This window comes from Pseudomonas sp. 8AS, assembly GCF_902506505.1.
In the GTDB taxonomy this organism is placed as follows: domain Bacteria; phylum Pseudomonadota; class Gammaproteobacteria; order Pseudomonadales; family Pseudomonadaceae; genus Aquipseudomonas.
The window spans coordinates 1,638,818-1,662,354 of the sequence record NZ_LR733406.1 but is presented as its reverse complement, the minus strand read 5'-3'; the positions used below and the strand labels follow the sequence as shown (position 1 = coordinate 1,662,354).

Sequence of the window (23,537 nt, the reverse complement as noted above, 5' to 3'; positions counted from 1 at the left end):
ATCGTAAACTGCGCTTCTTCGCCTGCTTTTGCCTTGCATGCCTCTAGCTCGCGAGACCTTGAACAGGTTCTAAGCTCTAGCCCAACGGCCGCGCGCCTGGCTGGCGCTGTCCGGAATTGCCCGGGCCCTCTTCTATCGTGGAGTCTGCATGTCGCTGTCCGGCGGATTGATCGCCCTGGTTGCCCTGGTCTACATGGCCGTCCTGTTCGCCATCGCCTTCTATGGCGACCGCCGCCGCGCGCCGCTGTCGCCGCGCCTGCGGGCCTGGGTCTACAGCCTGTCGCTGGCGGTGTACTGCACCAGCTGGACCTTCTTCGGTGCGGTCGGCCAGGCTGCCGGCCAGCTCTGGTCGTTCCTGCCGATCTACCTGGGGCCGATCCTCCTGCTGCTGTTCGCCCCCTGGGTGCTGCAGAAGATGGTGATGATCAGCAAGCAGGAAAACATCACCTCGATCGCCGACTTCATCGCCGCCCGCTACGGCAAATCCCAGGCGCTGGCGGTGGTGGTGGCGCTGATCTGCCTGGTCGGCATCCTGCCCTACATCGCCCTGCAGCTGAAGGGCATCGTCCTCGGCATCAACATGCTGATCGGCGCCACGCCCAGCACCAGCAGCGGCCAGGACACCGCGCTGATCATCTCCCTGGTGCTGGCCCTGTTCACCGTGCTGTTCGGCACGCGCAACCTGGATGTCACCGAGCACCACCGCGGCATGGTGCTGGCGATCGCCTTCGAATCGCTGGTCAAGCTGCTGGCCTTCCTCGCCGTCGGTGTGTTCGTCACCTGGGGCCTGTTCGACGGCTTCGCCGACCTGTCGCGCCAGGCCGTGCAGGCCCCTGCGCTGCAGGAATTCTGGGCGGAAACGGTGAACTGGCCGGCGATGCTGGTGCAGACCGGGCTGGCCATGACCGCCATCGTCTGCCTGCCGCGGCAGTTCCACGTCACCGTGGTGGAAAACATCGAACCCAGGGACCTGCGCCTGGCGCGCTGGGTGTTCCCCGCCTACCTGGTGCTGGCCGCGCTGTTCGTCGTGCCCATCGCCCTGGCCGGCCAGCTGCTGCTGCCGGCCGGCGTGCAGCCGGACTCCTTCGTCATCAGCCTGCCGCTGGCCGAGGCCCATCCGGCCCTGGCCCTGCTGGCCTTCATCGGCGGTGCCTCGGCCGCCACCGGCATGGTCATCGTCGCCTCGGTGGCGCTGTCGACCATGATCTCCAACGACATGCTGCTGCCGGTGCTGCTGCGCCGGCAGAGCGCCGAGCGGCCGTTCGAGGCCTTCCGCCACTGGATGCTCAGCGCCCGCCGGGTCAGCATCGTGGCCATCCTGCTGCTGGCCTACGTGTGCTACCGCCTGCTCGGCACCAATGCCAGCCTGGCCACCATCGGCCAGCTGTCGTTCGCCGCCATCGCCCAGCTGGCGCCGGCCATGTTCGGCGCCCTGGTGTGGAAGCAGGCCAACCGCCGCGGCGTGTTCGCCGGCCTGGCCGCCGGCTTCGCGCTGTGGTTCTACATCCTGGTCCTGCCGCTGGTGGCCGGCGGCCTGCGCTGGTCGCTGGACAGCTTCCCGCTGCTGCCGGAGCTGCTGTACTACCCGGTAGGCTTCGAGATCGACCCACTGACCCGCGGCGTGCTGCTGTCGCTGGCCGGCAACTGGCTGCTGTTCGCCTGGGTGTCCTGGTTCTCGCGCACGCGGGTCTCCGAGCACTGGCAGGCCGGGCGCTTCATCGGCCAGGAAATCGCCGCCCGCCCGGGCAGCCGCAACCTGCTGGCGGTGCAGGTCGCCGACCTGCAGGAACTGGCCGCCCGCTTCGTCGGCGAGGACCGCGCACGACAGAGCTTCATGCGCTTCGCCTACCAGCAGGACAAGCCGTTCAACCCGACCCAGAGCGCCAACAGCGAATGGATCGCCCACACCGAACGCCTGCTCGCCGGCGTGCTCGGCGCCTCCTCGACCCGCGCGGTGGTGCGCGCGGCCATCGAAGGGCGGGAGATGCAGGTCGAAGACGTGGTGCGCATCGTCGACGAGGCCTCCGAGGTGCTGCAGTTCAACCGCGCCCTGCTGCAGGGGGCGATCGAGAACATCACCCAGGGCATCAGCGTGGTCGACCAGTCCCTGCGCCTGGTGGCCTGGAACCACCGCTACCTGGAGCTGTTCGACTACCCGGAGGGGCTGATCAGCGTCGGCCGGCCGATCGCCAACATCATCCGCTACAACGCCGAACGCGGCCTGTGCGGCCCGGGCGAAGCCGACAAGCACGTCGAGAAGCGCCTGTACTGGATGCGCCAGGGCACCGCCCACACCTCCGAGCGGCTGTTCCCCAACGGCCGGGTCATCGAGCTGATCGGCAACCCCATGCCCGGCGGCGGCTTCGTCATGAGCTTCACCGACATCACCGAGTTCCGCGAGGCCGAACGGGCCCTCAAGGAAGCCAACGAAGGCCTGGAGCAGCGGGTCGCGGCGCGCACCCGGGAACTCTCCCAGCTGAACCAGGCGCTCACCGAGGCCAAGGGCGTTGCCGAGGCCGCCAACCAGTCGAAAACGCGCTTCCTCGCCGCCGTCAGCCACGACCTGATGCAGCCGCTGAACGCCGCCCGGCTGTTCTCCGCCGCCCTCTCCCACCAGCAGGAGGCCCTGCCGCGCGAGGCCCAGGAACTGGTGCGCCACCTGGACAGCTCGCTGCGCTCGGCCGAGGACCTGATCAGCGACCTGCTGGACATCTCGCGCCTGGAGAACGGCCGCATCACCCCGGACCTCAGCAGCTTCCCGCTGGGCCATCTGTTCGAGGCCCTGGGCGCCGAGTTCAAGGCCCTGGCCCAGGAACAGCGCGTGGACTTCCGCCTGCGTTCGAGCCAGCTGCGCATCGAGAGCGACCCCAAGCTGCTGCGCCGGGTGCTGCAGAACTTCCTGACCAACGCCTTCCGCTATGCCAAGGGCCACGTGCTGCTGGGCGTGCGCCGCGAAGGGCAGAATCTGCGCCTGGAGGTCTGGGACCGCGGCCCGGGCATTCCCGAAGACAAGCGCAAGGTGATCTTCGAGGAGTTCAAGCGCCTGGACAGCCACCAGACCCGCGCCGAAAAGGGCCTGGGCCTGGGCCTGGCGATCGCCGACGGCCTGTGCCGGGTACTCGGCCATCGCCTGGAAGTACGCTCCTGGCCGGGCAAGGGCAGCGTGTTCAGCGTCAGCGTGCCGCTGGCCAGGCAGGCCAGCGCCGTGGCGCCGCGCCTGAGCGGCGAACTCAACGGCCAGGCCCTGGGTGGCGCCCAGGTGCTGTGCATCGACAACGAGGACAGCATCCTCACCGGCATGCACAGCCTGTTGTCACGCTGGGGCTGCCAGGTGTGGACGGCGCGCAACCGCCTGGAATGCGAACACCTGCTGGACGAGGACGTGCGCCCGCAACTGGCGCTGGTCGACTACCACCTCGACGAGGGCGATACCGGCACCGAGCTGATGGCCTGGCTGCGCACCCGCCTGGGCGAACCGCTGCCCGGCGTGGTGATCAGCGCCGACGGCCGCCCGGAACTGGTCGCCGCCGTGCATGCCGCCGGCCTCGACTACCTGGCCAAGCCGGTCAAGCCGGCCGCCCTGCGCGCCCTGATCAGCCGCCACCTGAGCCTGAGCTGAAAGCGGGCCTGCCCGGCGGCAGGCCTGGCAACAAATCGAATAAACAGATCAATAAGCCGGGTTTTTTGCGCTTTTTAACCATGCAAAACAGATAGATCATGCAGCCCTAGCCCATCGCCACCCCAGCAGGAGCACCGCCATGATCGAACTGCGCCCCTTCAACAGCCTCGGCCACGCCCAGCACGGCTGGCTGAATGCCCGCCACCACTTCTCCTTCGCCGAGTACCACGACGAGCAGCGCCTCAACTGGGGCGCGCTGCGAGTCTGGAACGACGACGAGATCGCCGCGCACAGCGGCTTCCCGCCGCACCCGCACCGCGACATGGAGATCATCACCTACGTCCGCGAGGGTGCCATCAGCCACCGCGACAACCTGGGCAACCAGGGCCGCACCACCGCCGGCGATGTCCAGGTGATGAGCGCCGGCACCGGCATCACGCATTCCGAGTACAACCTGGAAGAGACCACCAGCAAGATCTTCCAGATCTGGATCATGCCCAACCAGCGCGGTACCGCGCCGTCCTGGGGCAGCAAGCCGTTCCCCAAGGGTGAGCGCGCCGGCCGCTTCGTGGTACTGGCCAGCGGCCATGCCGACGACGAGGACGCCCTGCCGATCCGCACCGACGCCCGTCTGGCCGCCGCCACCCTGAACGCCGGGCAGAGCGCCGAATACCAGCTGGGGCGCCTGCGCAAAGGCTACCTGGTGGCCGCCAGGGGGCAGATCGAGGTCAACGGCGTGCGCGCCGCCGAACGCGATGGCGTGGCCATCTCCGGCGAGGATATGGTGCGGGTCACGGCACTGGAAGACAGCGAGGTGATCCTGGTCGACGTGGCCTGACCCCAGGGGCCGCCCCCTATCGTGGCGGCAAGGAAACGGCAGCGCCCCTGGCACGCCACGGCCCCCTGCGCGCGGTTACACTAGGGCAAAGCCACCGCTCAAGGACGCGCCATGCCGACCACCGCCACGCTCGAACTCGCCCTGGCCCTGGCCACCTCCCTGGCGGTCGGCCTGCTGATCGGCACCGAGCGCGGCTGGCGTGCCCGCGACAGCGACGACACCCACCTGGTGGCCGGCATCCGCACCTTCGGCCTGGTCGGCCTGCTCGGCGGCCTGGCCACCCTGCTCGGCAGCCATTTCGGCGTCGCCGCGTGGATCGCCGTGCTGCTGCTGGTCGGCCTGCACGCCCTGGCCGGCTACCTGGGCGAGGTCAGGCGCAGTGGCGACCTGGGCCTGACCAGCGAGATCGCCCTGCTGCTGACCTTTCTCCTCGGCAGCCTGGCGCTCAGCCACGGCAGCGCCCTGGCCGCCGCCGGCGCGGTGGTGGTGGCCCTGCTGCTGAGCCTCAAGGAACCCCTGCACAGCGGCCTGCGCCGCCTGTCGGAGGCGGAACTGTCCGGCGCGCTGAAGCTGCTGTTCATTTCCCTGGTGCTGCTGCCGGTGCTGCCCAACCAGGGCTACGGCCCCTGGCAGGCCTTCAACCCCTACGCCACCTGGTGGATGGTGGTGCTGATCGCCGCCATCGGTTTCGCCGCCTACGTCGCCATCCGCCTGGTCGGCACCCGCCACGGCATGCTGGTCACCGCCCTGCTCGGCGGCATCGTCTCCTCCACCGCCATGACCCTGACCCTGTCGCGCCTGCATGATGGCCGGCAGATGCGCGCCCTGCTCGCCTGCGCGCTGCTGGCCACCTCGGCGCTGATGTTCCCGCGCATGCTGCTGGAAGTCGGCGTGGTCAACGCCACCCTGCTGCCGGCCCTGCTGGTGCCGCTGCTGCTGGCCGCGCTGGTGTATGCCGCGGGCGCCCTGGTCTACTACCAGATTGCCGGACTGGAACTGAAGGAGGCCATCGAACCGCCGCTGAAGAACCCCTTCGAACTGGGCCCGGCGCTGCGCTTTGCCGCCCTGCTGGTGCTGATCCTGTTCCTGATCGAGGCGGCGCGGGCCTGGTTCGGCGATGCCGGAGTGTATGGCGTGGCGGTCCTGTCCGGGCTCAGTGATGTCGACGCCATCACCCTGTCGCTGGCGCGCAGCGCGCACAGCGACCTGGCCGCGGACCTGGCCGTGCAGGGCATCTACCTGGCCGCGTTCAGCAACAGCCTGGTCAAGGCCGGGCTGATCGCCCTGATCGGCGGCCGCGAGCTGGCCCTGCGCACGGTGCCGGTGATGCTGCTCGGCCTGCTGGTCGGTTTCGCCGCCCTGCTGGTGCTCTGATCGGCACACCGGCACGCCAGCGCAGGTTTCGTGGCAGCGGCTTTAGCCGCGACAGCCGGCCGCACCGAGGCGCTGCCGATCGCGGCTAAAGCCGCTGCCACGGGAAATCGCCCACCAGATTCTGCGCCAGGGCCTACTCGCCCGCCTCGTCCAGCAACGGCACGCCGGCCGCCCGCTCCAGCAGCTCCGCCGGCAGGCTCTTGCTGGCGCGGGCGCCGAGCAGCTTGAGGTTCTCCACCCGGTTGATCAGGTTGCCGCGGCCCTCGCAGAGCTTGTTGCGCGCCGCCGCATAGGCCTTGTCCAGCTGCTGCAGGCGGCTGCCGACCTCGTCCAGGTCGCCGATGAAGGCGACGAACTTGTCGTACAGCTGGCCGGCGCGCTCGGCGATCTCGCGGGCGTTCTGGCTCTGCCGCTCCTGGCGCCAGAGGCTGTCGATCACCCGCAGGGTGGCCAGCAGGGTGGTCGGGCTGACGATCACCACATGCTGCTCGAAGGCTTCCTGGAACAGGTTCTGGTCGGCCTGCAGGGCCGCGGCGAAGGCCGCCTCGATGGGCACGAAGAGCAGCACGAAGTCCAGGCTGTGCAGGCCGTCCAGGCGCTTGTAGTCCTTGCCGGCCAGGCCCTTGAGGTGACTGCGCAGGCTCAGCAGGTGCTGCTTGAGCGCCTGCTGGCGGATCACCTCGTCGTCGGCCGCCACATACTGCTGGTAGGCGGTCAGGCTGACCTTGGCGTCGACTATCACCTGCTTGTCGCCCGGCAGCTGGATCAACACGTCCGGCTGGAAACGCTCGCCATCGGCGCCCTTGAGGCTGACCTGGGTCTCGTACTCGCGGCCCTTCTCCAGGCCGGCGTGCTCCAGCACCCGCTCCAGCACCAGCTCGCCCCAGTTGCCCTGGGTCTTCTGCCCCTTGAGGGCGCGGGTCAGGTTGGTCGCCTCGTCGCCCAGGCGCTGGTTGAGCTGCTGCAGGCGCTCCAGCTCCTTGCCCAGGGAGAAACGTTCGCGGGCTTCCTGCTGGTAGCTTTCCTCGACGCGCTTCTCGAACGCCTGGATGCGCTCCTTGAGCGGGTCGAGCAACTGGCCGAGGCGCTGCTGGCTGGTCTCGGCGAAGCGCTGCTCGCGCTCGTCGAAGATCTTCCCGGCCAGCTCGGCGAACTGCGCGCGCAGCTCGTCGCGGGCCGCCTGCAGGTCGGCCAGGCGCTGCTGATGATGTTCCTGCTGTTCACGCAGCTCGGCGGCCAGGCCGGCGCTGTGGCTTTCCAGGCGGCGCAGCTCGCCTTCCTTCTGCTCGCGCTCGCGGCTCCAGTCCTGCGCGGCCACCCGCGCGCCCTCGCGCTCGATGCCGAGCAGCTCGGCCTCGCGGCGCAGGGCCGCCAGCTCGGCCTGCTGGCGCGCGCCCTCGCCCTGCAGGTGGCGCAATTCATCGAGGCTGCTGTCGAGCTGGGCGGACAGCCCTTCCTGGGCCAGGCGCGCACTGCTCAGGCGCTCTTCCAGCAGCAGCCGCTCGGCGGCCTGGACCGCCAGCTGGCGCTGCAGACGCCAGGCCAGCAGGGCCAGGGGCATGGCGGCCAGCAACAGGCCGAGCAGCAGGTTGGAAAGATCGAGGGTAAAGGACACAGGCACGGGCACACTCACTGTCGGGGACGCGATGCCCGGCAGTATACCCGCCCGTCGTCAGGCGGTTTTGTTCAGCCTGCCGAGCAGCCGGGTGGCTTCATGGGAGCCCTGGGCCGCCGCCAGTTCCAGCCAGTGGCGGGCCTGCAGCGGCTCGCGCTGGCGCGGCTGGCTGTACTGGCGGCCCAGCTCCAGCTGGGCGCGCAGATCGCCGGCGCGCGCCGCCTGGCGCAGCAGCTCGAGGCCGATGCGGCGGTCGCGGGCATTGCCGCAATCGCGGCAGAGCAGCTGCCCGAGGCGGCTTTGCGCCTCGACCACGCCGCGCCGGGCGGGCAGCTTGAGCATGTGCCCGGCCAGGCGCTTGATGCCGGCACTGTGCCCCAGGCGTGGCCGGTCCAGCAGCCACAACGCCATGCGCAGGGGCAGACGCGAGCTCTCGGTGGACGAAGAATAAGCGGTGGCGGACAGCGTGCGAGACTTCATGAGGGCAGCTGATGGCGGCTGGGGCGCGCCACTCTACACGCTTTTTTTCACCGGTAAAGACTTGCCAGTGCGGCAAAAAAGCGCTCTAGAACAAGCACTCTAAACAATCCACAAAAGCTGTGGATAACTCCGTGGACAACTTGCGGGAAAAGCGGCCCACCACCGATGGCTTGGGGCTTTCGGTCAAACTGGTGGTTTTTTCACCAATAAAAAAACTCCATATTTTTCAGTAACTTGAAAAATCACAACGAAGAATCAAGCGCTTAGGCGAGTTTATGACAGCAGGTTGACAAGCCGCCTCGCAATTGTGCACAAGTCCCCGCGCCCGGGCCGCGCCCTGCCCCGTTTGGGGGCGCCGCAGGCACCCCGCCGCTGGCCTGCGGGCGCGGCACGGGCTATAAAGCTGCGCCGCCCATCGAAGCCACTGCAGCGACCGCCCATGCCCCTTCTCGCCGCCTACCGGCACGCCATCGATCACCAGGGTTTCCACGCCGATCTCGCCCAGTGGCAGGCCGTCGAAGCGCTGCAGAATTGCCACGATGCCCTGCATGCCGGCGACCAGCCGGTACCCGGCGTCTACCTGTGGGGCCCGGTCGGGCGGGGCAAGACCTGGCTGATGGATCGCTTCTACGAGAGCCTGCGCGTACCGGCGCGGCGCCAGCATTTCCACCACTTCCTGCAGTGGGTGCACCGACGCCTGTTCCAGCTCACTGGCACGGCCGAGCCCCTGCAGGCCCTCGCCCGCGAACTGAGCGGCGAGGTGCGGGTGCTGTGCTTCGACGAGCTGTTCGTCGGCGATATCGGCGACGCCATCCTGCTCGGCGGCCTGCTGCAGGCGATGTTCGCCCAGGGCATGACCCTGCTCGCCACCTCCAACCAGCCGCCGCAGCAGCTGTATGCCGACGGCTTCAACCGCGAACGCCTGTTGCCGGCAATCGACGCCATTGGCCGCCACATGCAGGTGGTCGGCGTCGATGGCGGCCAGGACCATCGCCTGCATCCGGGCCAGCAACACCAGCGTTACTGGCTCGGCCAGGCCGGCCAAGGCAGCGCCCTGGCGGCGGTCTTCGAGCACCTGAGCGCCGGCCAGGCGGTCTCGCGCGAGGCGATCCAGCTCGGCCGCCGGCCGATCCGGGTGCAGCGGCGGGCGAGCACGGTGATCTGGCTGCACTTCGCCGACCTGTGCGCGCAGCCGCTGGCGGCCCTCGACTTCATCGCCCTGTGCGATCAGTTCCAGGTGATCCTGCTCGGCGCGCTGCCCAACCTCAGCGCGGCCACCCGCCCGGCGAAGATTGCCCGCGGCACCGAGGACGGCGTCGAGCGGGTGGTGGCCGGGGATCGCCAGCTCGCCGCGCTGTCGGTGCACGACGACGCGGTGCGCCGCTTTATCGCCCTGGTCGACGAGTGCTACGACCGCAAGGTGCCACTCTACCTGGAGGCCGAGGTGCCGCTGAGCGAGCTGTACACCGAGGGCCACCTGGAGTTCGCCTTCCGCCGCACCCTCAGCCGCCTGCAGGAAATGCAGCTGCAGCGTTTCGCCAGCCCGGCGGACTCGGCGGCCCGGGCCGCGCCGCAGCCCGCCGGGGTTGACTGAGCCGGCTCAGGCCGGCTGCGGCAGGCGCCCGTCGAGCAGGAACAGCTCCAGCGCAAACAGCCGCGGCGTGTCCAGGCCCTGGGCGCCCTTGAAGGCCACGTAGCCGGCCGTGGTTTCGCACAGCCAGGGCTGCAGGTTGCGCGGCCGCCGCTCGCTGAAGGCCTGCGGGCGGTACAGCGCCACGTTGTTGCCGTGCAGCGGGCAACGCGCCGAGGGGAACTCGAACGCCTCCACGCCGGCCTCGCGCATGGCGCTGCCCAGTGCATGGGTGGCGCGGTAGTCGCTGCGGTGCACCAGCACCTCGCGGTGGCGGTCGAATGGCGGCAGCTGCAGACGGATGCCGCGCTCGACCTGATAGCGCGCCTCGAACGAGGCGTGTTCGCTGAGGATCCGCCCGCTCGGCGGCGCTTCGAGCATGCCGTGCCACAGCACGAAGCGGTAGAAGGCCGTCTCGGCCATCGCCGTATCCAGGCGGCAGGCGGCGTAGAACAGGCTCGGCTCATGCCGGCGGCCGAAGCGCGAGCCCCAGCGCAGCGGCGGGTAGCGAAACGGCGTATGCAGCAGGTAGTGCAGCGGTTCGTCGCTGGCCGGCAGCGGTGGCTTGCTGCTTTCCAGCAGCTGTTCGAGCAGGGCCTGTTCCTCCAGGGTGTCGACCAGCTGCAGGGTGGCCACCTGCTCCTGGCTTTCCACCAGGCGCACCAGGCGCCCGCGCAACGGGGCAATCTGTTCTACGCCAGCACAGGCCTGCCAGATATCCATATCGGTGCTCGCTGGGGCCCGCCGGCGGCGGGGCGTGGAAGTCGGGGCTGCTTCAGACCTTGCCGCGGATGGCGTCGAGATACTCGACCACCCGCACCAGGCCCTGCACCTGGCCCATCTGCTGCAGCGGCACGCCGGCCAGGTGGCGATTCTCGGTGCGCAGGAAGTGGCGCATGTCCTCCAGGTTGCCGCCGAACAGGGCGAACAACGCCCGGTAGGCGCGGATCAGCAGCAGCGCCAGCTCGCCGGTCTTGCTCTGCGGGCGCAGGCCGCCGCTGTCGCTCCAGCGGCTGATGGCCGAACGATTGACCCCGACTATCTGCGCCAGCTCCTGCTGAGTCAGGCCCAGCTGTTCGCGGCTGTTGAGCAGGGCCTTGAGCAGAACCGCATCCGCGGCAACGCGGGGCTTGCCGAGCGCACTCATGGCGGCCTCCTGATGTCTGTTTGATACAAACATAGCAAGAAAACAGCAAAACGAACACCAGGCTATGCGCCGGGCACAGCACCGGCCCACGCGGGGCCGGTGGTGCGCGTGGCGCAGCCTACGGGAGCGGGAGCAGGCGCTTAGACGGTGCGGGAAAAGCGCCCCTGCTGCGCCTCGCCCAGGTAGGCATCGAAGGCCATGGCGATGCTGCGCATCAGCAGGTGGCCCGGCGGCAGCAGTACCAGCTCCTGCTCGTGAAGCTGCAGCAGGCCGTCGGCGAGCGGCTCGGCGAGGGACTCCAGGGCCGCGGCGAAGTACTCGCGGAAGCGGATACCATGGCGGCTTTCGATACGGGCGAAGTCGACCCGGCCGTGGCACATCAGGTCGGTGATCACCTCGCGGCGCAGGCGGTCGTCGGCGCTCAGCCGATAGCCGCGCTGCACCGGCAGCAGGCCCTCGTCGAGACGGGCGTAGTACTGCGAGAGTTCCTTGACGTTCTGGCTGTAGCTGTCGCCGACCTTGCCGATCGAGGACACGCCCAGGCCGATCAGGTCGCAGTCGGCGTGGGTGGAATAGCCCTGGAAATTGCGCTGCAGGGTGCCCCGCTCGCGGGCCAGGCTCAGCTCGTCGTCCGGCAGGGCGAAGTGGTCCATGCCGATGTAGACGTAGCCCGCCGCCGTCAGGCGCTCGATGGTCAGTTCCAGCAGCTCCAGCTTGCGCTCCGGCGGCGGCATGTCCTCGCGGCGGATCAGGCGCTGGGCGCGCACCAGCTCGGGCAGGTGGGCATAGCTGTAGGCGGCGATGCGGTCAGGCCGCAGGTCGATGATCTTGTCGAGGGTGACCGCGAAGCTGGCCCGGGTCTGCAACGGCAGGCCGTAGATCAGGTCGACGCTGACCGACTTGAACGCGGCGCGGCGGGCCGCGGCGACCAGCTCGCGGGTCTGCTCCTCGCTCTGCAGGCGGTTCACCGCGGCCTGGACCGCCGCGTCGAAGTCCTGCACGCCGAAGCTCAGGCGGTTGAAGCCGAGGTCGCGCAGGTGCTGGATCTGCGACGGACTGATGGTGCGCGGGTCGACCTCGATGGAGAACTCGTGGGCGTCGCTTTCATCCATGGCGAAGGCCGCGTGCAGGGCCGCCATCAGCTCCTCCAGCTGCTCGGCGGTCAGATAGGTCGGCGTGCCGCCGCCGAGGTGCAACTGGGTCAGCTTGCGCGTGCCGTCGAACAGCGCGGCCTGCAGGGCGATTTCCCGCTTGAGGTAGGCCAGGTACTCGACTGCCCGGTGGCTCTTCTGGGTGATGATTTTGTTGCAGGCGCAGTAGTAGCAGAGGCTCTTGCAGAACGGGATGTGGATATACACGGACAGCGGCTTGGGCGCGGCGGCCTCGTTGCTCCGCCTGGCCGCGGCGCGGTAGTCGTCCATGGCGAAGGCCTGGTGGAACTGCGGCGCCGTGGGGTAGGAGGTATAGCGCGGCCCGGGGCGGTCGTACTTCTCGACCAGGGCGCGGTTGAAACTCACCGGCTCAATCATGCTCGCTCACCTGAACAGGGGATGCCGCTCAACCCGGGTCGTTCGCCGGCTGCCGATCCACGGCAGCGGCCGGTTCCAGCAGGCCGGCCAGCCGGCTGTTGATCAGCAGGGAATTATTCACCAGCAACTCCAGGTGCGCCTGCAGGCTGCCGGTGACCTCGCTCACACCATGGCGCTGGAACCAGGCGGAGATCAGCTGAATGGCCTCGCCCAGGGCGACCTGATTCTGATGAATCAGCGCCAGCGTGGTGGCGGTGACCAGCTGTCGATCCTGCATGGCCGAAACTCCTTGTGCGGCACCTCAGTCTGACAAGGGTCGGTGATCCGGGCCGGCATGGCCATACCTCTGGATGGGTACCTCTTCGGCGCCGGCCTTATCCGGGGGGAAATTGACGAGAATCATTATTGATTGCATCCCACCTTCCTATGCTGGCGCCATCGACTACAGCCAAAGGAAGCTCCCGGATGAACCCTCGCCTCTTGCTCGCCCTGACCGGCCTGCTCGCCGCCACCACCAGCCAGGCCAAGGAATACCCGATCGGCGAACCGCAGCAGTGCGCCGGCATGGAAGTGGGTGCCGTGTACCTGCAACCGATCGAGATGGACCCGCCGGGCATGATGCGCCCGGCGGTGGATTCCGACGTGCACATGGAGGCCGACATCAGCGCCCTGGAGAACAACACCCACGGCTTCCAGGAAGGCAGCTTCGTGCCCTACCTGAGCGTGCGCTACCGCCTGAGCAAGGTCGGCAGCGAGCAGACCCTGCAAGGCGACTTCCACGCCATGGTGGCCAACGACGGCCCGCACTACGGCGACAACCTCAAGCTGATGGGCCCCGGCCAGTACCAGCTGACCTACTGGGTCGGCGCCCCGGGCGGGCATGGCCAGCACTTCGGCCGGCATACCGACAAGGAAACCGGCGTGGCGCCCTGGTTCGCCACCTGCGAGCTGCACTACAGCTTCACCTTCGCCGGCATCGGCAAAAAAGGCGGCTACTGAGTCTCTTTCGCCGCGCGCCCCTGTGCGCCGGCTTTCACAGGAGCGCGCTCCATGCACTACAGAGTCCTCTACCTGCTGCTCGCCGCCCTGCCCGGCGGACTGCTGGCCGCCCCGCTGCCGAGCTACGAGCTGAGCATCCGTGACGGTCACTTCACCCCGGCCAGCCTGCAGGTGCCCGCCGGGCAACGCTTCAAGATCGTCGTGCACAACGTCGGCCAGGGACCCATCGAGTTCGAGAGCACGCCGCTGCGCGTGGAGAAGGTACTCAACCCCGGCGTCAGCTCCTTCGTCGTGATCCACCCGCTCAAGCCCGGGCGCTACCTGTTCTTCGACGAGTTCCATCCCGAGCTGCCGCAAGGCGTGATCGAGGCTCGCTGAGCCGCACTCTTCGAGGTACCCGCAATGGAGCAAATCCTATGGAGCAAGCCCTGTTGATCGTCTGGCGCGAAAGTGTCGAGGCCCTGCTGGTGATCGGCATCCTGTATGCCTGGCTGCGCCACCAGCCCGGCCGGCACCGTGCCCTGCTGCACTTGTGGGGCGGGGTCGGCGCCGGCCTGCTGCTGGCCGGGCTGCTGGCCGCGCTGATGGCCCTGGCCGGCAGCTGGATGAGCGGCCCGGGCGGGGAATGGTTCCAGGCCGGCCTCAGCCTGCTCGCCTGCGTGCTGATCCTGCAGATGGTGCGCTGGATGGCCCGCAACGGCGGGCAAATGCGCCAGCAGCTCGAACAACAGGCCGACAGCGCCCTGCAGCACGGCCGCCTGGCCAGCCTAGCGCTGCTGGTGGCCCTGGCGGTGGCGCGCGAAGGCAGCGAGACGGTGATCTTCCTCTATGGCGTCAGCGCCTCGGCCAACCCCGCCAGCCTGGCGCTGGGCGCCGGCCTCGGCCTGCTGCTCGGCCTGCTGTGCTTCGCCCTGCTGCAGGCCGGCAGCCGCTTCATCGCCTGGCGTCAGTTCTTCCTGGTCAGCGAAGTGCTGCTGTTGCTGCTCGGCGGCGCCCTGCTGATGAGTGCGGTGGACCGCGCCAGCGGCCAGTGGATGGCCCTGGACCTGCCCGAACACATCTACGCCCTGCTCAGCGAGCCGATGTGGGACAGCTCGGCGCTGCTCGACGACGGCAGCAAGCCCGGCGCGCTGCTGGCCAGCCTGAGCGGCTACCGGGCCATGCCCTCGGCCCTGCATGTGGGCCTGCTGGGCTACTACTGGCTGCTCGCCTGGAGCCTGTTGCGAGCGCCGCGGAGGGTTTTGCAGAGCCGCGCGGCATGAACGCCGCGCTCAACCGCCAGCTCACCCGCCTGGGCCACGCCATGCGCCGCCACGCCGGACTGATCCGCCGGCTGCAGTGGCTGGTGGTGCTGGTCTACGCCGCTCTGCTGCTGATCCCCGCCCTGCTGCCCCTGCCGCCCGGTTCGGCGCGCCTGCTGGACAACCTGACGCTATTCGCCCAGTTCGTCTTCTGGGGCCTGTGGTGGCCATTCGTGCTGCTGTCGATCGTCCTGTTCGGCCGCCTGTGGTGCGGCGTGCTGTGCCCGGAGGGCTCGCTCAGCGAATGGGCCAGCCGGCACGGCCAGGGCCGTGGCACCCCGCGCTGGATGCGCTGGGCCGGCTGGCCGACCCTGGGCTTCCTGCTGACCACCCTGTACGGCCAGCTGATCAGCGTCTACGACTACGCCCAGGCCGCCCTGCTGATTCTCGGCGGCTCGACCCTGGCGGCCATGCTGGTGGGCTACCTGTACGGCCGCGGCAAGCGCGTGTGGTGCCGCTACCTGTGCCCGGTCAGCGGGGTGTTCGCCCTGCTGGCCAAGCTCGCCCCCGTGCATTTCCAGGTCGACGAGGCGCGCTGGCAGGCCAACGCCGCGCCGCACCTGCCGCCGCCCAACTGCGCCCCGCTGCTGGATATCCGCCGCATGCGCGGCGCCTCGGCCTGCCACGCCTGCGGCCGCTGCAGCGGCCAGCGCGATGCGGTGCGCCTGATCGCCCGCTCCGGCAACGAGGAAATCGTCCGCTACGGCGCCGACGGTGACACCCGCTGGAGCATACGGCTGCTGCTCTACGGGGTAATCGGCCTGGCCATCGGCGCCTTCCAGTGGACCGTCAGTCCCTGGTTTATCGCCTTGAAGCAAGCCCTGGCCGAATGGCTGGTGCGGCGCGACATCCTCTGGCCGCTGGAGGCCGACGCGCCCTGGTGGCTGCTGACCCATTACCCACAGCTCAACGACGCCTTCACCTGGCTCGATGGCCTGGCCATCTGCCTGTACCTCGGCGCCAGCAGCCTGCTGCTCGGCGGCGGCCTGCACCTGTTGCTCACTGGGGCCGCAAGGCTGGCCGGGCAAGGCGCGGCCTTCGCCCGCCAGATCACGCTGTGCCTGCTGCCAACCGGCGCGGCCGGGCTGTTTCTCGGCCTCTCCGCCACCACGGTCAAGCTGCTGCGCTACGAGGGCCTGGCCCTGCTCTGGGTGCCGGCCTGCCGCGCCGCGCTGCTGGCCGCCGCCCTGCTCTGGAGCCTGCACCTGGGCTGGCAGGTCTGCCGTGCCCTGACACCCGCACAACGCCTGCCGATCCTGGGCGCCCTGCTGCTGGCCAATCTGCTGATCGCCACGGCCTGGTGGCTGCAGTTCTGGGGTTGGTGAGAACCAGGCACACCGTCAGACGGCTGACTCTGCGTAGGGTGCGCCGTGCGCACCAGGGGCTCTGCACGGGCTTGCCGGTGCGCACGGGCTTGCTGGTGCGCTCGGCGCAGCCTAGGGCAAGTCGGAGAAACTCTGCTCAGGCCTCGCGCAGCTCGAAGCGGGGAAACAGCTGCTGCAGATAGGGCCATAGCTGGGCGGCCTCGGCCGGCATCGGTGCGGCGCCGAGCTCCGGGTCGAGCATCTGCTGCGGGCGCGCCAGCTGCACCACGAAGCGCTGCACGCCGAGCGCCGCCAGGCGTTCGCCCAGGCGTTGCAGGCGCTGGCAATCGAACAGCTGCCAGTGCACGGTGGTGCGGCATTCGTAGTCCACCCCGCTGTCCAGCAGCAGCTCCAGGCTGTGCCAGTTGGCCTGGCCGCTGCCGCTGACGCCGGTGATCAGCTCGGCCTCCTCCTCCAGCGCCTTGACGTCGAAGCCGACCCAGTCGCACAGCGCCAGCACGCGGCGGAACGAGGCCGGCTTGATCCCGGCGCTGTGCAGGCCGACCTTGAAGCCCAGCTCGCGCACCTTGCGCATGGCCCCGGGCAGGGCCTTCTGCAGGGTCGCCTCGCCGCCGCTGAAGACCACCGCGTCGAGCAGGCCGCGGCGCTTGCGCAGGAAGCGCAGCACCTCGTCCCAGCTGATCGGGGTGGGCACCTTGGCGCGGATCAGTTCCGGGTTGTGGCAGTAGCGGCAGCGCCAGGCGCAGCCCTGGCAGAACAGCACGCAGGCCAGGTGTTCGGGGTAGTCGAGGGTGGTCATCGGCAGCAATCCACCCACCCGCAGCGGAGCGTCCAGCGGGCCACTGCCGAAAGACTGACAAGGACTGTTCATGACCACCTCCTGAAACTACAGATGACAAAGCCAGACCCGTGCTGATCAACGCACGGGCCTGGCCGGATGGCGCCGCTGGCGGCCTACTTCGGTTCGCAGAAGTGCTGGCGCTCGCGGTGCTCGGACTGCTTGCCCGGGTTGAAGGCCGCCACCGGGCGGTGGTAGCCCATCACGCGGGTCCAGACTTCGCAGCGCTGGCGTTGGGCTTCTGGCAGTTGCATGGCTTGGTTCATGGTGTTGCTCCTTGCTGTGGGTGAATGTCTTTATCCGCCGCAGGCGCCGCAGCACTGCTGTTTACTCAGCAGGGCCTCGTCGCACTTCGGACAGAATTCGTGCTCGCCGGCCAGGTAGCCGTGCACCGGGCAGATCGAGAAGGTCGGGGTGATGGTCAGGTACGGCAGGCGGAAGCGACTGAGGGCAGTGCGCACCAGCTTCTTGCAGGCCTCGGCCGAGGACACCCGCTCGGCCATGTACAGGTGCAGCACGGTGCCGCCGGTGTACTTGCACTGCAATTCGTCCTGCAGTTCCAGGGCCTCGAACGGGTCGCTGGTGAAGCCCACCGGCAACTGCGAGGAGTTGGTGTAGTACGGCGCCTCGAGCGAGCCGGCCTGGAGGATGTCGGGGAAGCGTTTCTTGTCTTCCTTGGCGAAGCGGTAGGTGGTGCCCTCGGCCGGCGTGGCCTCGAGGTTGTACATGTGCCCGCTTTCCTCCTGGAACTGCACCAGCCGCCCACGCACATGGTCGAGCAGGCGGATCGCCAGTTCGCGCCCGGCCTCGTTGTGCAGGCCGTCGCGGTCGCCGCTGAAGTTGCGCAGCATCTCGTGCAGGCCGTTCAGGCCGATGGTGGAGAAGTGGTTGCGCAGGGTGCCCAGGTAGCGCCGGGTGTAGGGGTAGAGGCCGGCATCCATGTGGTGCTGGATCACCTTGCGCTTGACCTCCAGGCTCTCGTAGGCCATCTGCAGCAGCTGGTCCAGGCGCAGCAGCAGGCCGTCCCAGTCCTGGCGGTGGACATAGCCCAGGCGCGCGCAGTTGATGGTCACCACGCCGAGGGAGCCGGTCTGCTCGGCCGAGCCGAACAGGCCGTTGCCGCGCTTGAGCAGCTCGCGCACGTCCAGCTGCAGGCGGCAGCACATCGAGCGCACCTGGTTAGGCTGCATGTCGGAATTGAGGAAGTTCTGGAAGTACGGCAGGCCGTAGCGCGCGGTCATGTCGAACAGGCGCGTGGCGTTGTCGCTGTCCCAGGGGAAGTCGTGGGTGATGTTGTAGGTCGGGATCGGGAAGGTGAACACCCGGCCCTTGGCGTCGCCGGCCATCATCACCTCGATGTAGGCGCGGTTGATCAGCTCCATCTCGGCCTGCAGCTCGCCGTAGCAGAACGGCATCTCCTGCCCGCCGATCACCGGCACCTGCTCGCGCAGGTCTTCCGGGCAGACCCAGTCGAAGGTCAGGTTGGTGAAGGGGGTCTGGGTGCCCCAGCGCGACGGCACGTTGAGGTTGTAGATGAACTCCTGCAGCGACTGGCGCACCTGCGCAAAGCTCAGGTTGTCCTTGCGCACATAGGGCGCCAGGTAGGTATCGAAGGAGCTGAAGGCCTGGGCCCCGGCCCACTCGTTCTGCAGGGTGCCGAGGAAGTTGACCATCTGCCCGAGGGCGCTGGACAGGTGCTTGGGCGGCCCGGCCTCGACCCGCCCCGGGATGCCGTTAAGGCCCTCGTGCAGCAGGGTGCGCAGCGACCAGCCGGCGCAGTAGCCGGCGAGCATGTCGAGGTCGTGGATATGCAGGTCGGCCTCGCGGTGGGCCCAGCCGATCTCGGCGCTGTACACCTCGTCCAGCCAGTAGTTGGCGGTGACCTTGCCGGACACGTTGAGGATCAGCCCACCGAGGGAGTAGCCCTGGTTGGCGTTGGCCTGCACCCGCCAGTCCTCGCGGGACAGGTATTCGTTCATCGACGCGGCCACGTCGACCAGGCTGCGCCGGTCGCGGCGCAGCCGGCCGTGGCGTTCGCGGTAGACGATATAGGCGCGCGCCGTGGCGTAGTAACCGGCCTCCATCAGCACCAGCTCGACCTTGTCCTGCACCTGCTCGACGCCCAGGCTGTCGAACTCCAGCAGGCGGGCCAGCACCGCCTCCATCAGGGCCTGGGCCTCGGCGGCGCGAAACTCGCCACTGGCCTCGCCGGCCGCGGCGATGGCGCGCTGGATCTTGCTGCTGTCGAATGCCGCTTCACTGCCGTCGCGCTTGTACAGCAGGGTCGGCCGATAGGGTTGTTTACGCGGAAGCACTCACCACCTCCAAACACATCATGTAGTTATTGTTTAGCACATCTAACACAACATGCTGTGCAATCTACGGCTTGGCGGCGGTAACGAATTGATCATGATCAAGAATGCGCAAAAGCCGAACGTGATCGGCTTCGCGCCTGCGGCAAACGGATCGCCGGCGGCGGACAGAGGGGTCGATTGCGCGGCGCCCCTCCTCGCCCACGACGGCTCCATGGTTTGCATAGGTGGAAACCAAATCCGCGTAGCGGCAAGAACGAGCCATCAGGCAGCCCGGAGCTCGAGTCCCCGTCAGGAGGCCGAGTGGAGGTGTTGCGTAGGGGGACGAGCCGCAGGGATGCGGCGAGAGGCTTAAAGGGCCAGGGATGGCCCTTGTAAGCCGGCCCCGGAGCGGCACCGGAAGGAGGGAACCCGGAGCGAAGCGCAGGGCCGGATGTCGGGGGGCGCTTTCTTTTGCTTACTTTTCTTTGCGCAAACAAAGAAAAGTGAGTCGCCCGGGTGGGCGAAACCCAAACCATCAGCCCGCTCGGCAATCAGCTCGGCAGGGTGCCCCGAGGCCATCAGGTGCGCACGGCGCACCCTACAAGGCAGAGCTCGCGCCCACGGATGGCATCCGCCCATTCAATAGGCTATCGGGACAGGCCAATGAAAAATGCCCGCCCCTTGCGGGGCGGGCATCTGCACGGACGGCGCCGCGGCGCGGGCGGCGGGTTACACCACGCCTTGCGCCAGCATGGCGTCGGCGACCTTGACGAAGCCGGCGATGTTGGCGCCCTTGACGTAGTTGATCCGGCCGTTTTCCTCGCCGTAGTGCACACAGGCGTTGTGGATGCTCTGCATGATGCTGTGCAGGCGCTGGTCCACCTCGCCGGCGCTCCAGTTCAGGCGCATGGCGTTCTGGCTCATCTCCAGGCCGCTGGTGGCCACGCCGCCGGCATTGGAGGCCTTGCCCGGGGCGAAGCAGATGCCGGCCTCGATGAACAGGTCGACCGCTTCCAGGGTCGACGGCATGTTGGCGCCTTCGGCCACGCAGAAGCAGCCGTTCTTCAGCAGGGTGCGCGCATCCTCGGCATCCAGCTCGTTCTGCGTGGCGCACGGCAGGGCGATGTCGCACGGCAGGTGCCACGGACGCTGGCCGGGCAGGAAGTTCAGCTGGAACTGCGCGGCCATCTCGCTGAGGCGGCCACGGCGGACGTTCTTCAGCTCCATCAGGTACTGCCACTGCTCCTCGCTGAGGCCGTCCGGGGTGTGCAGGGTGCCTTCGGAGTCGGACAGGGAGACCACCAGGCCGCCCAGTTCCATGACCTTCTGCGCGGCGTACTGGGCCACGTTGCCGGAGCCGGAGATGGTCACCCGCCGGCCTTCGAAGCCGCGCTCGATGCGCTTGAGCATTTCCTCGGCGAAGTACACGCAGCCGTAACCGGTGGCTTCCGGACGGATCAGGCTGCCGCCGTAGGTGATGCCCTTGCCGGTCAGCACCGAGGTGAACTCGTTGGACAGGCGCTTGTACTGGCCGAACAGGTAGCCGATCTCGCGGCCGCCGACGCCGATGTCACCGGCCGGCACGTCGAGGTCGGCGCCGATGTGGCGGTACAGTTCGCTCATGAACGCCTGGCAGAAACGCATCACTTCGTTGTCGCTCTTGCCCTTGGGGTCGAAGTCCGAGCCGCCCTTGCCGCCGCCCATGGGCAGCGAGGTCAGCGAGTTCTTGAACACCTGCTCGAAGGCGAGGAACTTGAGCACGCCGAGGTTGACCGAGGGGTGGAAGCGCAGGCCGCCCTTGTACGGGCCGATGGCGCTGCTCATCTGCACGCGGTAGCCGCGGTTGACCTGCACCCGCCCGGCATCGTCGACCCAGGACACGCGGAACAGGATGGCGCGCTCCGGCTCGACCATGCGCTCGACGATGCCGGCCTGCAGGTAGCGCGGATTGGCTTCGAGGAACGGCCACAGCGAGCGCAGCACTTCTTCCACGGCCTGGTGGAACTCGGGCTGGTCGGGATCGCGCTGCTTCAGGCGGGAGAGGAAAAGGTCGACGGACTCGCTCATGTGGATACCCCTGCAATGCCCATGCGGCTGGGCAGATCGACTAAAAAGTGCGCCGCACTCTATCAGCCGACAGGGCACTGCAATAGTGCAATATGTCGCCTTAATGAATCTTTTTGGTGCATTTATGTAAAAAGCCTAGCGAATCCAGGGCTTTGCCCGCGTCAAAGACTCACACCGGACCCAACCCGCTCCACGCGGATAAACGCCTCGTATTGGTGCGCACGGCGAAGCCTTGCCTCATGGCCGTGCACGCCGGCCAGGCATTGCTCGCAGCAAAAAAAGGCCGCACAAGGCGGCCGAAGGGAGATTTGCTCGGTTCAACCGCCGCTGGCGTTCATGAAGCGCAGCACCTGCACCTCGCCGCCGACGCTGAATTCGTGACGCAACGGCTTGCGCGCCAGGCCGGCATGGATCGCCTGCAGCAGCGGCGCGTCGCTTTCCGGGTGGCGGCGCAACAGGGCGCGCAGGTCGATGGAGTTCTCGTGCCCCAGGCACAGCAGCAGGCGCCCTTCCACGGTCAGGCGCACGCGGTTGCAGGTGCTGCAGAAGTTGTGGCTGTGCGGCGAGATGAAGCCGATGCGGCTCTCGGGGAAGTCCTTGAGGCGCACGTAGCGCGCCGGCCCGCCGCTCTGCTCGGCGCTGTCGAGCAGGCTGTAGCGCTCGGCGATGCGCTCGCGCACCCAGTCGCTGGAGCAGTAGCTTTCGCCGCGCGAGCGGCCCACCTCGCCCAGCGGCATTTCCTCGATAAAGCTGATATCCAGGCCTCTGTTGACCGCGTAGTCGACCAGGTCGAGCACCTCGTCGGCATTGCGCCCCTGCATCACCACGGTATTGAGCTTGACCCGGGCAAAGCCGGCGGCGCTCGCCGCGTCGATGCCGGCCAGCACCTGGGCCAGCTCGCCGGTGCGGGTGATCGCCTTAAAGCGCTGCGCATCGAGGCTGTCCAGGCTGATGTTGAGACGCTTGACCCCGGCGTCGGCCAGCGGCTGCGCCAGCTTGACCAGCTGCGAGCCATTGCTGGTCATCACCAGCTCGCGCAGCCCCGGCAAGGCGGCGATCTGCGCGCACAGCTGGACGATGCCCTTGCGCACCAGCGGTTCGCCGCCGGTGAGGCGGATCTTCTTCACCCCGTTGCGCACGAACAGCGCCGCCAGGCGGTACAGCTCCTCCAGGCCGAGCACCTGCTGGCGCGGCAGGAAGGTCATGTCCTCGGCCATGCAGTAGACACAGCGGAAATCGCAGCGATCGGTCACCGACATGCGCAGGTAATCGATACTGCGGCCGAAGCCATCCTGCAGAATGCTATCCATCACGCGCTCCCCGGTTGCCTGGGCGACCCCTGTCGCCCGGCCCTGTGATTACTGCAGCAGCGGCGAGTCGGCGCCTTCCAGGACGATGCCCTGGATGTCCGCCTCACCGATCAGGCTCTTGATGTACTGCACCACCGCCACCTGCCAGACGCGCTGGTCCAGCTCGGCACGGATGGAGCCCTCGACCACCTCGAAGGGCAACTGCTCGCCCTCGATGCGCTGGTCGACCCACACCAGGTGGAAGCCGTAACGGCTTTCCAGCGGGCGTCCGGCCAGGCCCAGCGGCAAGCGGAACAGCTGGCGCTCGAACTCCGGAACGGTCTGCCCCTGGCTGATCTGCCCGAGCGCACCGCCCTGCAGTTTCGACGGGCAGGCCGAATGGGCCGCCGCCAGCTCAGCAAAACGAGTGCCATCGGCCTGCAGCTGCGCCAGCAACTCCTGCGCCTGCTCGCCCACCCGGCTGCGTTCCTCGGCGTCGTCCGCCTCGCAGGCCAGCAGGATATGGCGGGCCGCCAGCAGCGGGGCACTGGCGAAGCGCGCCCGGTTGCTTTCGTAATACTGCCGGCAGGCGGCCGCGTCGGCGTGCGGCAGCGGTACTTCCCGCTCGATCAGCGCGCGGGTGGTCGCCTCCTCTTCGGTTTCACCCTCGACCGGGCGCACCTTGATGTTCAGCGCGTTGATGCGCTGGCGCAGCAGCTCGCGGATCACCAGCGCCTGGCTGGCGAGGAAAATCGCCTCCTGGCGGGTATCGGCCGGGTGGTACTGCAGCTCCTGGGCAATTGCCTCGGGGGCGATGCCCAGGCCGTTGACCTTGATCCGCGGCCACTCCTGCTCGCTGGTGGCGATCAGCTCGGGGGCTGACTCGCCCTCCTCTTCAGCATCGGCTTCGGGCTCGTCGGCGCTGGGCGCGCGCTCGGGCAGCACCTCGCGCACCACCGGCGCACTCAGGTCCACTTCGACCGCCGCGCCTTGCCCGCCGCCGCAGCCACCACCATTACCGTTACCACCGCATCCACAACCCATGATGATTACCTCGCATAACGCACGTGCACCGGGTGCACGCTGCAAATTGCTGATTCATGAAAAACTGGTCACGCATGGATCGAGCGAGCTAGAGCCAGGCAAGGCGCAAGCAGGTAAGGAGGCGGAGTTGACTCTGGTCAATGAGCAC

At 68.3% G+C, this 23,537-nt stretch carries 18 protein-coding genes and 1 pseudogene; 8 read left to right on the top strand and 11 right to left on the bottom strand.

The annotated features are described in order from the left end of the window. The first annotated feature begins 148 nt into the window (after nt 1–148). The 3 genes from GV001_RS07790 to GV001_RS07780 all read left to right on the top strand — a co-directional run bounded on the left by GV001_RS07790 (nt 149) and on the right by GV001_RS07780 (nt 5,831). Nucleotides 149–3,619 (top strand): PAS domain-containing hybrid sensor histidine kinase/response regulator, encoded by a 3,471-nt coding sequence (locus GV001_RS07790; protein WP_160079071.1) that lies wholly within the window; start codon nt 149–151, stop codon nt 3,617–3,619. A gap of 139 nt (nt 3,620–3,758) precedes the next feature. After that, nucleotides 3,759–4,457, top strand: a complete 699-nt coding sequence (locus tag GV001_RS07785; RefSeq protein ID WP_160079070.1) for a pirin family protein — start codon at nt 3,759–3,761, stop codon at nt 4,455–4,457. A gap of 111 nt (nt 4,458–4,568) precedes the next feature. After that, nucleotides 4,569–5,831: an MgtC/SapB family protein gene (locus GV001_RS07780; protein ID WP_160079069.1), complete on the top strand. Its 1,263-nt coding sequence runs from the start codon at nt 4,569–4,571 to the stop codon at nt 5,829–5,831. A 133-nt stretch (nt 5,832–5,964) separates the two neighbouring features. Here GV001_RS07780 and rmuC read toward each other — a convergent pair whose 3' ends face one another. Further along, nucleotides 5,965–7,326 (bottom strand): DNA recombination protein RmuC, encoded by a 1,362-nt coding sequence (rmuC, locus tag GV001_RS07775; protein WP_178091850.1) that lies wholly within the window; start codon nt 7,324–7,326, stop codon nt 5,965–5,967. Nucleotides 7,327–7,503: 177 nt separating this feature from the next. Continuing rightward, complete coding sequence (locus GV001_RS07770) at nt 7,504–7,926, bottom strand: tetratricopeptide repeat protein (protein ID WP_160079068.1); 423 nt, start codon at nt 7,924–7,926, stop codon at nt 7,504–7,506. A 439-nt stretch (nt 7,927–8,365) separates the two neighbouring features. Between GV001_RS07770 and zapE the strand changes: the two genes are divergently transcribed. Next, nucleotides 8,366–9,520, top strand: a complete 1,155-nt coding sequence (zapE, locus tag GV001_RS07765) for a cell division protein ZapE (protein ID WP_160079067.1) — start codon at nt 8,366–8,368, stop codon at nt 9,518–9,520. Between the two features lie 6 nt (nt 9,521–9,526). Here the strand turns inward: zapE and GV001_RS07760 are convergent, their stop codons facing one another. The 4 genes from GV001_RS07760 to GV001_RS07745 all read right to left on the bottom strand — a co-directional run bounded on the left by GV001_RS07760 (nt 9,527) and on the right by GV001_RS07745 (nt 12,509). Then, nucleotides 9,527–10,279, bottom strand: coding sequence for an RES family NAD+ phosphorylase (locus GV001_RS07760; protein ID WP_160079066.1), 753 nt, complete (start codon nt 10,277–10,279; stop codon nt 9,527–9,529). A 52-nt stretch (nt 10,280–10,331) separates the two neighbouring features. Further along, a complete protein-coding gene (locus tag GV001_RS07755; protein WP_160079065.1) occupies nt 10,332–10,703 on the bottom strand; it encodes an antitoxin Xre/MbcA/ParS toxin-binding domain-containing protein in 372 nt (123 codons plus the stop codon). A 140-nt stretch (nt 10,704–10,843) separates the two neighbouring features. Next, nucleotides 10,844–12,232: an oxygen-independent coproporphyrinogen III oxidase gene (hemN, locus tag GV001_RS07750; RefSeq protein ID WP_160079064.1), complete on the bottom strand. Its 1,389-nt coding sequence runs from the start codon at nt 12,230–12,232 to the stop codon at nt 10,844–10,846. A gap of 28 nt (nt 12,233–12,260) precedes the next feature. Further along, nucleotides 12,261–12,509, bottom strand: coding sequence for a hypothetical protein (locus GV001_RS07745; protein ID WP_160079063.1), 249 nt, complete (start codon nt 12,507–12,509; stop codon nt 12,261–12,263). A 188-nt stretch (nt 12,510–12,697) separates the two neighbouring features. Here GV001_RS07745 and GV001_RS07740 point away from each other — a divergent pair, with 188 nt between their 5' ends. The 4 genes from GV001_RS07740 to GV001_RS07725 are packed head-to-tail and all read left to right on the top strand — an operon-like array spanning nt 12,698 to nt 15,857. Beyond that, complete coding sequence (locus tag GV001_RS07740; RefSeq protein ID WP_160079062.1) at nt 12,698–13,231, top strand: iron transporter; 534 nt, start codon at nt 12,698–12,700, stop codon at nt 13,229–13,231. A gap of 51 nt (nt 13,232–13,282) precedes the next feature. Next, entirely contained in the window at nt 13,283–13,609 is a 327-nt protein-coding gene (locus GV001_RS07735; protein WP_160079061.1) for a cupredoxin domain-containing protein, read from the top strand. A gap of 38 nt (nt 13,610–13,647) precedes the next feature. Next, the gene (locus GV001_RS07730; RefSeq protein ID WP_160079060.1) at nt 13,648–14,493 is read left to right on the top strand and encodes an FTR1 family protein; all 846 of its coding nucleotides are present in this window, start codon (nt 13,648–13,650) and stop codon (nt 14,491–14,493) included. After that, nucleotides 14,490–15,857 carry a 4Fe-4S binding protein gene (locus GV001_RS07725; RefSeq protein ID WP_160079059.1) on the top strand — a complete coding sequence of 456 codons (1,368 nt, stop codon included), beginning with the start codon at nt 14,490–14,492 and terminating at the stop codon, nt 15,855–15,857. Before GV001_RS07730 ends, GV001_RS07725 begins: the two co-directional genes overlap by 4 nt. A gap of 136 nt (nt 15,858–15,993) precedes the next feature. On the opposite strand, the gene GV001_RS07720 is transcribed toward GV001_RS07725, so the two are convergent. The 5 genes and pseudogenes from GV001_RS07720 to GV001_RS07695 form a co-directional block, all read right to left on the bottom strand. Next, nucleotides 15,994–16,692 (bottom strand): anaerobic ribonucleoside-triphosphate reductase activating protein, encoded by a 699-nt coding sequence (locus GV001_RS07720; RefSeq protein ID WP_160083228.1) that lies wholly within the window; start codon nt 16,690–16,692, stop codon nt 15,994–15,996. Nucleotides 16,693–16,811: 119 nt separating this feature from the next. After that, nucleotides 16,812–19,010 (bottom strand): annotated as a pseudogene (locus GV001_RS07710) (ribonucleoside triphosphate reductase). Between the two features lie 708 nt (nt 19,011–19,718). Further along, on the bottom strand, nt 19,719–21,056 hold the full coding sequence (gene gdhA / locus GV001_RS07705; RefSeq protein ID WP_160079057.1) for an NADP-specific glutamate dehydrogenase: 1,338 nt from the start codon (nt 21,054–21,056) through the stop codon (nt 19,719–19,721). 317 nt (nt 21,057–21,373) lie between these two features. Further along, complete coding sequence (moaA, locus tag GV001_RS07700; protein WP_160079056.1) at nt 21,374–22,366, bottom strand: GTP 3',8-cyclase MoaA; 993 nt, start codon at nt 22,364–22,366, stop codon at nt 21,374–21,376. Between the two features lie 48 nt (nt 22,367–22,414). Further along, nucleotides 22,415–23,389 (bottom strand): peptidylprolyl isomerase, encoded by a 975-nt coding sequence (locus tag GV001_RS07695; RefSeq protein ID WP_160079055.1) that lies wholly within the window; start codon nt 23,387–23,389, stop codon nt 22,415–22,417. Nucleotides 23,390–23,537: the final 148 nt, after the last annotated feature.